We start from the raw sequence: 9762 nt of genomic DNA, 5'->3' as shown, positions 1-9762 counted from the left end.
TCCGGCCGCCGCCGCCGCGCTCTCCTGCGGCGGCGGCACCGGCGCGCCGCCGGCCAGCGCGAAGGGCAGGCGCGCGCTGAAGGTGGCGCCCTGGCCCGGCACGCTGTGCAGTATCAGGCTGCCGCCCATCAAGTCGATCAGGCGCCGCGAAATGACCAGGCCCAGGCCCGTGCCGCCGTAGCGCCGCGTGGTCGAGGCGTCCGCCTGCGCGAACGAGGAAAACAGGCGGGCCTGGGTGGCGGCGTCCACGCCGATGCCGTTGTCGCGCACCTGCAGTTCGACCGTCACCTCGTCGTCGCGCCAGGCCACCGGCACCAGTTGCACGCAGACCCGCCCCGCGTAATCGAGTCCGCTGGAAAACTTGATGGCGTTGCCGACCAGGTTGAGCATCACCTGGCGCAGGCGCAGGGCGTCGCCGACCACCGTCGGCGGCAGCTGGGGATCGACGTACAGCGTGAATTCGACCTCCTTGTTCGAGGCCAGCTGGTCGAGCATGCCGCACGCCCCCTCGGCCACGTCCGTCAGCGACAGCGGCGCCTTTTCGATTTCCAGCCGTCCCGCTTCGATCTTGGAAAAATCGAGGATGTCTTCGATGATGCCGAGCAGCGAGAACGCCGACACCCGTATCAATTCCACCATTTCCAGCTGGTGGGCGCTCAAGTCGGTCTGCTGGAGCACGTCGATCATGCCGATGACGCCATTCATCGGCGTGCGGATTTCATGGCTCATCGCCGCCAGAAAGCCGGACTTGGCCTGGTTGGCCGTGTTCGACGCCTTGCTGGCCTGCTCCAGGTCGGCGCTGCGGCTGGTGGCGTGCATCAGGTCGGCCGCGCGGGCGTGGGCCTGCTCCTCGAGCACCAGGCCATGGGCGCGGAAATGGTCGCCCAGGGTTTTGAGCCGCAGCAGATTGCGCACCCGCAGCCACAGTTCGGCGCGGTCGACCGGCTTGGTCAGGAATTCCTCGGCGCCCGCGTCGAGGCCGGCCAGCCGGGCGGTGCGGTCGACGTCGGCCGAGATCATGATGATGGGGATGTTGCGGGTGGCCGTGTCGGCCTTGAGCAGCAGGGTCAGCTCGACGCCGTCCATGCCCGGCATCATCACGTCCATCAAGATCAGGTCGGGCGCGTGGGCGGCGATCGAGGCCAGCGCCTGCTCGCCGTCGTCCGCTTCGCGCGTGCGGTAGCCCTCGGGCGCCAGCAGGGCGGCGAGCAGCTTGCGGTTGCGCGGCTCGTCGTCGACGATCAGGATGGTGGCGGCGGATGTGTTCATGGCTTGTCGCCGGTGGGCGCGGCCGACGGCGGCTGCGCCGCCTTCGCCAGCAGCGCGTCGATGGTCGAGTACAGCTCCTGGTAGCGCAGCGGCTTGGCGATATAGGCGTCGCAGCCGGCCACCTCGCTTTTTTCCTGGTCGGCCTTCATGGCCATCGCCGTCAGCGCGATGACCGGTATGGCGGCCGTCGCCGGATCTTGCTTGAGCAGCGCGGTCGCCGCCAGGCCGTCCATGCCGGGCAGCTGGATGTCCATTAAAATCAGGTCGGGCTGGTCGGCGCGCGCCAGCGTCAATCCGGTTTCGGCGTCGACGGCGCACAGCACGGCATGGCCGCCGTTGCCGAGCAACAGCGTGGCCAGCTTCATATTGGCCTGGTTGTCTTCGATGATGAGTATGCGTGCCACTGCGGCTCCTTGCCGTTGGTGTTGACGAGGGCGCCGTGCGGGGCCCGGCCCGTTCATGCGGCGGACCGGTCGGCGGCGGCGGATGGCGGCGAAAACGGCGAAAACGGCGGCGGCTGGCGGTGCAGCGGCAGCCAGGCGGCGAAGCGGGCGCCATCGCCCTCCGAGCTGGCGACGGCGACGGTGCCGCCGTGCAGCTCGGCGAGCAGCTTGACCATCGCCAGGCCCAGGCCCGTGCCTTCGAATTTGCGCGCCAGGCTGCTGTCGATCTGGCCGAAGGCCTGGAACAGCTTGGTCATGTTTTCCTTGGCGATGCCGATGCCGCTGTCGCTGACGCAGATTTCGAGGAATTCCTGGTCCTCGCCATCGGCCAGCGGGAAACCGTAGACGGGCCAGGAACCGGCCAGCGTGCCGACACTGGCGCGCGCGACGCGGCGCGCGCTGAGCGTGACGCTGCCGCCGTTGGCGCTGAACTTGACGGCGTTCGACAGCAGGTTGTAGACGATTTGCTTGGTCTTGCGCATGTCGAGCTGGGGCGCTTCGACGCCGCGGCCGATTTCGAGTTCGAGCTGGATGTGCTGGGCCGCCGCTTTTTCGCGCACGATGGCCAGGCTGTTCGAGAGCAGTCCGTCGAGGTCGACCGCCTCCAGTTCCAGCGTCATCATCCCGGCCTCGACCTTCGACAGGTCGAGGATATCGTTAATCAGCGACAGCAGATGCTGGCCGCTGCTGAAGATGTCGCCGATATATTCGCTCTGCAATTTGTTCATCGGCCCCATCATGCCGTCGCTGAGCGCCTCGGAAAAGCCGATGATGGCGTTGAGCGGCGTGCGCAGCTCGTGCGACATGGTGGCGAGGAATTCCGACTTCATGCGGCTGGCGTGCTGGAGCTCGACATTGTTTTCCTCCAGGGTGCGCTCGAAGCGCTTGCGCTCGGTGACGTCGCGGGCCGAGGCGAACACGCCGTGCAACTGGCGCTCGCGGTTGTAAAACGTCGCCGCGTTGTACGACACCACCGTTTCGTCGCCGTTTTTGGCGCGCACGGTGAGCTCGTAGTCGCGCACCTTGTTCTCGGCCAGGACGTGCTTGATGGCCGCCTCGGCGCGCTCCGGATCGGTGAAGTAATTCTTGAAGGGCGCGCCGATGAGCTCGTCGCGCGAGCAGCCGGTCAGCGCCATCATCTGCTGGTTGACGTCGGAAATGATGCCCTGCTGGTCGGTCACCATCAGCGCGTCGATATTCGATTCGATCAGCGAGCGCGTGTAGAACTGCTGGTCGCGCAGGCGCTGGTCGAGCAGGGCCTGCTCGGCCTCGACCTGCTTGCGGGCCGTGTTGTCGGTGCCGATCAGCAGGTAGCCGATGATGCCGTCCTGGTCGTTGCGCAGGGCCGTGACCGACACCACGGCCGGAAAGCGGCTGCCGTCCTGGCGGATATAGCTCAGTTCGTAGATATCCTCGATGCCGCGCGAGGCCTTGAACACCAGCGCCTCGAAGCCCGGCGTGATCGGCGTGTCGAGCTCCAGGCTCAGGGCGGCGGCGCGGGCGATCACCTCGCGCGGGTCGGAGATGTCGGCCGGGGTGACGCGGTTGACGACGTCGGCGGCGGCGTAGCCGAGCATGCGTTCGGCGCCGACGTTGAAAATCTGGATCACGCCTTTTTCATCGGTGGCGATGCTGGAAAAATTGGCGCTGTTGAAAATGGCGTCCTGCAGCGCACCGGCCTTGAGCAGCGTTTGCTGGCGGTGGAATTCGATGCTGCCGTCGTGGGCGGGCGGGCGGCCGTGCTGCGGCGGGTAGAGACTGTGTGGCATGGTGGGCTTTCGGATGGGCGCGCGTCAGGCCGGGGTGGTCGGGCGCGCGCCCTTGTGGCGCAGGCCGGCGGCCACGCGGGCGATCAGCTTGTCCCGATCGAATGGTTTGACGACGAAATCGGTGGCGCCGGAGCGGTAGCTGTCCATCACCACCCGGGTTTCGCTGTTGCCCGTGATCATAATGACGGGCACGGCGGCGAACTGCGGCGCGGCCTTGATCTGCCGCGTCGCCGCCAGGCCGTCGACGTCGGGCATTTGCACATCCATGAGGATGAGGTCGGGATGCACGGTGCGCAGGACGATCAGGGCCTCGCGCGCGCTGCCGACATAGACCAGGTGGTAGGGTTCGTCCTTCAGGATGGCGCCGATCAGGTGGCGTTCCACCTCGTCGTCGTCGACCACCAGGATCACGGGCGCGTGTGGCGCCGGCAGCCACTGCTGGAGCGCCGTGGCCGTCTCGATATACGGTTGCACGGCGTGGCGCAAGCCCTCGTTCCAGCTGGCCAGGCTGGCATCGTCGCGGATCCGTTCGCGTCCCAGCGTCACTTGCTGCGCCAGCAGGGTATCGAGCTCGGCCAGGTGCCTGGCCGCCGCGCCCAGCTCGGCCATCTCGTCGGCGCGCGGCGCGTTGGCGCTGGCCGCGTTCAATTCGCGCAGCGCCATGTGCACGGACATCGGCAGGCGCTGCGGGTCCTGGCTCATCGGCCAGAACAGATTGTAGTCGTCGAACAGATTGCGCTGGCACAGTTGATAGGCGCGCAGCAGCTCGCCCTTGTCGCACAACAGTATCGAGCGGTGCGGATGGCGCTGCGTTTTGCCGGCGCCGCCGCGAAACAGGCCGAGGCAGTATTGTTCCGAATTTTCGATGCGGTTGAAGGCCAGGATCAGCACCTGCGGCAGATAGCGCTCAAAATCCTCGACCGCCTGGTCGGGGTCGAGCGAGATATTGACCACGGAAAATTCCTCGCCCAGCAGGCGCTTGATGAGCACGGCGTCGCTGTTGCTGTCGCTGGCGACCAGGATATTGCCGGCGCTGCAGGGCAGGCGCCCTTTCACGTCGCCGCCGGCAGCGCCCGCCGCGCCGCGTGGTGTTCGCCCACCCAGGCCAGCACGGCGGCGGCCGCCATCGGCCTGGCGATAAAATAACCCTGGGCCAGGTCGCAGCCGCTGCGCTGGATGTAGCGCCAGTCGTCCTCGTCCTCGACGCCCTCGGCCAGCACCTCGAGGCCCAGCTTGCGGGCGATGCCGACGCTGGCGTCGTGGATGGCGTGGGTGGTGGCGTCGGTCCAGGCGGCATGGACGAAGCCGCGGTCGATTTTCAGTTCGTCGAAGGGGATGTCGCGCAGCTGGGCGAACGAGGCGTGGCCGGTGCCGAAATCGTCGATCGCCAGGCGGAAGCGGCGCAGCCGCAGGCGCGCGATCACCTCGAGCGGCGCGCGCGGGTCTTGCATCAGCCGCGTCTCCGTCACTTCGAGCACGATGTTCTCGGGCGCGACGCCGAACTTCTGGCTTTCGCCGGTGATGAAATCGAAGAAGTCGAGCGAGTCCAGATTGAGCATCGAGACGTTCACCGACACGCGCAGATCGAGGCCGGCGTCGGACCAGCGCCGCACCTGGGCCAGCGCCGCCGTCAACACCGTGCGCGTGAGCGCGTCGATCAAGCCGTGTTCTTCGGCCAGCGTGATGAAATACTGGGGGCCCACGAGGCCGTCGCGCGGGTGGTCCCAGCGCACCAGGGCTTCGACGCCCATGACGCGGCCGCTGGCCACGCGCACCTGCGGCTGGTAGTGGTTGAGCAGTTGTCCACGCTCGATGGCCAGGCCCAGCTCCTCGGCCGTGTACGGCGCGCTGGCGGCCGGCGCGCGCCGCGGCGGCGCCGGCCGCCAGCGGCCCAGCAGGGTCTCCAGCTGGTCGGGCAACACCGGCTTGGTCAAGTGGCCGAGCAAACGGATGTGGTGCGCGCCGGCCAGCTTTTCGGCCGTCAGCAACAGACGCCGGTCTTCCCCGCTGACGAGGATCAGGCTGCCGGCGTAGGCGTGGCCGAGCATGCGTATGAATTCGATGCCATCCATTTCCGGCATGTTCAGGTCGCACAGTATCAAATCGGGCGGCGCCGCGCCGCGCACCATGGCGAGCGCGGCCGCGCCGTCGGAGGCCGCCACCACATTCACGCAACCCTGCCGCTCGAGCATGTGCACGAGCAGCTTGACCATGAAGGGTTCATCGTCGAGTACCAGGATCCTGAGTTGAGTAGGCGCGGCCATGTATTCCCCTTTGGGATACCACGAGATGGAATGCCCCCAGCAGGCTGGCGCCACACCGTCGCGGTGATTTGGCGCTGTCGTGATGGTCGAAGACGACTCCCCGACCATGAGCATACACCGCTTGCGCGCGCCATGCCGCAACCCAATAGTTTTTGAAAAAATCGAGGAAAAACGTGAAATCGGGGCGAAAACAGGGAGTTTTTTCGGAATTTCAGGCTATTTTTCAGAAAATAGTCACTATCATGTCTACCGCCCGGCGCCGCCGGGACGAGCTCCGGCGCCACCCGATGGGAGAGGCGATAACGTTATCAACGCTGTATCCTTATTAGCGGTACTATCTTCCACGCACCAGTGCCGAAGCAGCTTGCCTGGCGTGCTGCCGGTCATCCGGTGCGGGCGATATTCCATGACGATCTAGACTAAGGATGCATCCCATGAGTAAATTGACCACAGCAGCCGGCGCGCCGGTTGTCGATAACCAGAATACGCAGACGGCCGGTCCGCGCGGCCCGGCCCTGCTGCAAGACGTGTGGCACCTGGAAAAGCTGGCCCATTTCGACCGCGAAGTGATCCCCGAGCGCCGCATGCACGCCAAGGGCTCCGGCGCCTTCGGCACCTTCACCGTCACCCACGACATCAGCAAATACACGAAGGCCAAGATCTTTTCGGCGGTCGGCAAGCAGTCGCCGCTGTTCATGCGCTTTTCCACCGTCGCCGGCGAGCGCGGCGCGGCCGATGCCGAGCGCGACATCCGTGGCTTCGCGATGAAGTTTTATACCGAGGAAGGCAACTGGGACATCGTCGGCAACAACACGCCCGTGTTCTTCCTGCGCGACCCGCTCAAGTTCCCGGACTTGAACCACGCCGTCAAGCGCGATCCGAAAACCAATCTGCGCAGCGCCGAAAACAACTGGGACTTCTGGACCCTGCTGCCGGAGGCGCTGCACCAGGTCACCATCGTCATGAGCGACCGCGGCATTCCGGCGTCCTACCGCCACATGCACGGCTTCGGCAGCCACACCTACAGCTTCCTGAACGCGGCCAACGAGCGCTTCTGGGTCAAGTTCCACTTCGTCAGCCAGCAGGGCATCAAGAACCTGAGCGACGCCGAGGCCACCGAGCTGGTCGGCCGCGACCGCGAAACCCACCAGCGCGACCTGTTCGACAGCATCGAGAACAAGGATTATCCGCGCTGGAAATTCCAGATCCAGGTGATGCCCGAGCGCGACGCCGCCACCTACCACCTCAATCCCTTCGACCTGACCAAGGTCTGGCCGCACGGCGACTATCCGCTGATCGATGTCGGCATGCTGGAGCTCAACCGCAACGCCGAAAACTATTTCGCCGACGTCGAGCAGGCCGCGTTTTCGCCGGCCAACGTGGTGCCGGGCGTGAGCTTTTCGCCGGACAAGATGTTGCAGTCGCGCCTGTTTTCCTACGGCGATGCGCAGCGCTACCGGCTCGGCGTCAACCACCACCAGATTCCCGTCAACGCGCCCAAATGCCCGGTCCACAGCTACCACCGCGACGGCGCGATGCGGGTCGACGGCAACCACGGCGCCACCATCGGCTACGAGCCCAACTCCAAGGGCGCGTGGCAGCAACAGCCCGATTTCGCCGAGCCGCCGCTGGCCATCGAGGGCGCGGCCGCGCACTGGGACCACCGCGTCGACGACGATTATTTCAGCCAGCCGGGCAAGCTGTTCCGCCTGATGACGCCGGCGCAGCAGCAACTGCTGTTCGAGAACACGGCCCGTTCCGTGGGCGGCGCCTCGCTCGAGATCCAGCAGCGCCACATCCGCCACTGCACGCTGGCCGATCCGCTGTATGGCGCCGGCGTGGCCGCCGCGCTGGCGCAGGGCGTGGACACGCCGACGCCGAACAAAGTCGTCTGAGCCGCCGCTTTCCCTTGGACGCCGTCCGGACTCGCCGTCCGGGCGGCGTTTTTTTTTGCGCCGGGGCAGGCCGGATTTTTGTATAAAATGTATACCCCGGGCCGCCGCCCATGCCGGCCCGGAAATAATATAAACGGTATAAACGATATGACGAATACGCGGCGGCTGACGATACAGCCTCTGGATGTGAGCATCGACGCGGAGGAGGGCAGGTCGGTGCTGATCGCGGCCGAGCTGGCGGGCGTGCGCCTGCCCAGTTCCTGCCGCAACGGCAGCTGCCGCACCTGCCTGTGCCTGATGGTCAGCGGCAGCGTCAGCTACCGCATCGACTGGCCCGGCCTGAGCCTCGATGAAAAGCGCGACGGCTATATCTTGCCGTGCGTGGCGCTGGCGCAGTCGGACCTGACGCTGCTGGTGCCGGCCGCCCGCCTGATCGTGTAGCGCCGCCGCCTTGCCAACAACGCCGTCGTCAGGCCCCGGTGTTCTGTAGCGCGCGGCGCCGGTATTCGCCGGGGCCGACGCCGTAATGGCGCTTGAAAACGCGGCTGAACGCCGCTTCCGATTGATAGCCGACCGCCTCGGCGATGCCGCCGGCGCCCTGGCGTCCCTGGCTGAGCCGCCGCGCCGCCTGCGCCATGCGGATCTGCAACAGCACCTCGGCCGGCGTGGCCCCGGCCGCCTGCTTGAACAGGCGCGCGAAGGTGGCGCGCGACATGTGGCACACCTCGGCCATCTGTTCCAGCGACCACGGCCGTTCCGGCGACTCCAGCATGCCGTGCAGCGCCGCCTGCAGCCGGCGCTGCGCCAGCACGGCGAACAGGCCGGCGACCGGCGTCGACTGCTCCAGCCAGGCGCGGATCAGCAGCGCGAACAGCGCCGACGACAGCTGCGACACGATGGCGCTGGCGCCGGGACGCGGCGTTTCCCCGGCGTCCGTTTCCAGTTGCAGCATGGCCAGCAAATGGTGCAGGCCGGCCGCTTCCGGCCGGTCCGCCGTGTGCACGATGAGCACCGGCGGCAGCGCGGCCAGCAGGCCGGCGATGGCGTCGGACTCGAAACGGAATTCGCCGCACAGCACGTCGGTGGCGGCGCCGGGGCCGTGGTTGCTCATCTGCGGCAATACATGGTCGCCCGGCACCGCCCGCAGCGGCAGCGCCCGGCCGATATCGGCGCCGCCGCCGTCGCTGCCATCGCCATCGTCGCCATCGTTAATATACAGGCGGTGCGCCGTGCCGTGCGGGAAGACGACGATGTCGCCCACCACCAGCGCCAGGCCGCGCTCGGCGCCCACGTCGACGCGGGCGCCGCCGCGCACCACCACGTGATAGGGCGCGATGCCGCCGTCGCTGCCGTCGTGGCTCAGCAGCCAGGGCGCGCCGAACTGGCAGCGCACGTCGAGCGCGGTGCGCAGGGGATAGAGGGTCAACAGCCGGCTGAGTGCATCCATGATGATTCCAGAGTGTGAGACGAATAAGCATATTGTAGCGCGGATTGAGCATTCAACGTCGCGCCGCGCCGACTTATACTGTTTCACATGGCAAGCCCACCTTGCCACCACCGCAACCACCGAAAGGAATCATCATGAGCCGTCTTACCACCCTCGCAGTCGCCGACACCACCGGCGCCGCCGCGCCGCTGTACGCCGCCATCAAAGGCGCGATGGGCAAAGTGCCGAACGCTTACGTCACCATCGGCACCAACAGCCCGGTCGCGCTGGAAGCGGCGCTGACGCTCGATGGCGCGCTGCGTAAAAGCAGCCTGAACGGGAAAGATATCGAAGTCATCAAACTGGCCGTCAGCCAAAAAGCGCAGTGCGATTACTGCCTGGCCGCGCATTCGCTGGCCGCCAAAAAACACGGCCTGAGCCCGGAAGCCATCCACGGCGTGCGCCATGGCGAGAGCAGCGGCGAGGCCCGTTTCGATGCGCTGTCGACCTTCGCCCGCACCGTGGTGAGCACCAGCGGCACCGTGCCGCAGGCCGTGCTCGACGCCGTCAAGGCCGCCGGCATCAGCGATGCGGAAATCGTCGACGCGCTGCTGGCCATCGCCAGCATCACCTTCACCAATCTGTTCAACCGCGTCAACGACACCACGCTGGACTTCCCGGCCGCCGCCGCCTGAG

The 9762-nt window shown here is 66.7% G+C and carries 9 protein-coding genes; 3 read left to right on the top strand and 6 right to left on the bottom strand.

Annotated elements, in window-relative coordinates:
• The 5 genes from Q0S71_RS02235 to Q0S71_RS02215 form a co-directional block, all read right to left on the bottom strand.
• Window positions 1-1269, bottom strand: a 1269-nt coding sequence (locus Q0S71_RS02235) for a response regulator (protein WP_295990692.1), incomplete at its 3' end; no start/stop codon positions are given.
• Window positions 1266-1673, bottom strand: a complete 408-nt coding sequence (locus Q0S71_RS02230; protein WP_295990690.1) for a response regulator — start codon at window positions 1671-1673, stop codon at window positions 1266-1268. The genes Q0S71_RS02230 and Q0S71_RS02235, both read right to left, overlap by 4 nt.
• A 53-nt stretch (window positions 1674-1726) precedes the next feature.
• Window positions 1727-3481, bottom strand: a complete 1755-nt coding sequence (locus Q0S71_RS02225; RefSeq protein ID WP_295990687.1) for a PAS domain S-box protein — start codon at window positions 3479-3481, stop codon at window positions 1727-1729.
• A gap of 24 nt (window positions 3482-3505) precedes the next feature.
• Window positions 3506-4537, bottom strand: a complete 1032-nt coding sequence (locus Q0S71_RS02220) for a response regulator (protein ID WP_295990685.1) — start codon at window positions 4535-4537, stop codon at window positions 3506-3508.
• Window positions 4534-5745: an EAL domain-containing response regulator gene (locus tag Q0S71_RS02215; protein ID WP_295990681.1), complete on the bottom strand. Its 1212-nt coding sequence runs from the start codon at window positions 5743-5745 to the stop codon at window positions 4534-4536. The genes Q0S71_RS02220 and Q0S71_RS02215 overlap by 4 nt, the downstream gene beginning before the upstream one ends.
• A gap of 425 nt (window positions 5746-6170) precedes the next feature.
• On the opposite strand from Q0S71_RS02215, the gene Q0S71_RS02210 reads away from it, so the two are divergent.
• Both Q0S71_RS02210 and Q0S71_RS02205 read left to right on the top strand, forming a co-directional pair.
• Window positions 6171-7640, top strand: coding sequence for a catalase (locus tag Q0S71_RS02210; protein WP_295990678.1), 1470 nt, complete (start codon window positions 6171-6173; stop codon window positions 7638-7640).
• A gap of 147 nt (window positions 7641-7787) precedes the next feature.
• Window positions 7788-8081 carry a 2Fe-2S iron-sulfur cluster-binding protein gene (locus Q0S71_RS02205; RefSeq protein ID WP_295990675.1) on the top strand — a complete coding sequence of 98 codons (294 nt, stop codon included), beginning with the start codon at window positions 7788-7790 and terminating at the stop codon, window positions 8079-8081.
• Between the two features lie 28 nt (window positions 8082-8109).
• On the opposite strand, the gene Q0S71_RS02200 is transcribed toward Q0S71_RS02205, so the two are convergent.
• Complete coding sequence (locus tag Q0S71_RS02200) at window positions 8110-9087, bottom strand: AraC family transcriptional regulator (RefSeq protein ID WP_295990671.1); 978 nt, start codon at window positions 9085-9087, stop codon at window positions 8110-8112.
• Between the two features lie 134 nt (window positions 9088-9221).
• Between Q0S71_RS02200 and Q0S71_RS02195 the strand changes: the two genes are divergently transcribed.
• Entirely contained in the window at window positions 9222-9761 is a 540-nt protein-coding gene (locus Q0S71_RS02195; protein WP_295990669.1) for a carboxymuconolactone decarboxylase family protein, read from the top strand.
• Window position 9762: the final 1 nt, after the last annotated feature.

Source organism: Rugamonas sp. (assembly GCF_025354735.1).
GTDB lineage: Bacteria > Pseudomonadota > Gammaproteobacteria > Burkholderiales > Burkholderiaceae_D > Rugamonas.
Note: the sequence above shows the minus strand (reverse complement) of the source record. Positions and strands in the feature narration are given on the sequence as shown.